The 674-nt window shown below is 24.0% G+C and carries 1 protein-coding gene; it reads right to left on the reverse strand.

All coding sequences use genetic code 11. The features are described 5' to 3' along the window. Positions 1 to 240, reverse strand: a 240-nt coding sequence (locus AC5EAH_RS08180) for a YSIRK-type signal peptide-containing protein (RefSeq protein ID WP_493494286.1), incomplete at its 3' end; no start/stop codon positions are given. Between the last annotated feature and the right edge of the window lie 434 nt (positions 241 to 674).

Here is a 674-nt window from a genome sequence, read left to right on the forward strand (position 1 = left end):
TTCTTCTAACTTTTTAGCTTCTTCATCATCTGCTGATGTTGTTGCGTCTGGTTGTACTGCATCATTATTTGTTGTCTCACTTATTACTTCTGATGCTTGTGCATTAGAAGACATACCTAAAAACATCAATCCACCAACTAAAACTGAAGCTACTCCTAATTTCATTTTTTTGATTGAATAAAAATCAACCTTACGTGCTACTCTTTGCTTAAGCAACTTACTATTATTCTTACCTACCATATTTTCTCCTATAATTTTACAATTTGATTTTTAAGTATTGAACTAAAAGTATAATTACTACATGTTCAGAATACATAACATACATAATAAGCTTGGCATATGTCTTTGTCAACTTTTTTAACAAGAAAAAAACACCTAAAATAAAGTCTATACAAAATACTCATAAAATAAAGTGTTTATATACATTTTTATTTTTTAAAAATTAAAAAACCATTGATTTATAAATGATGTAAGATTCAACAAAGAAAAAATAATGCATAAAAATACATATAATTAATTTAAAATGAAAAAATCTTTTTTTGAGATTGATAACGTTATTTATTTACATATATTACAAATAAATAACACTACATCTAATTTTCAAATCAATGGATTGTAAAATTAAATTCAAAATAGTCATCAGCATAAATAATAGAATTTTAAATCAAGGCGTT

This window comes from Staphylococcus sp. B1(2026) (genome assembly GCF_058895785.1).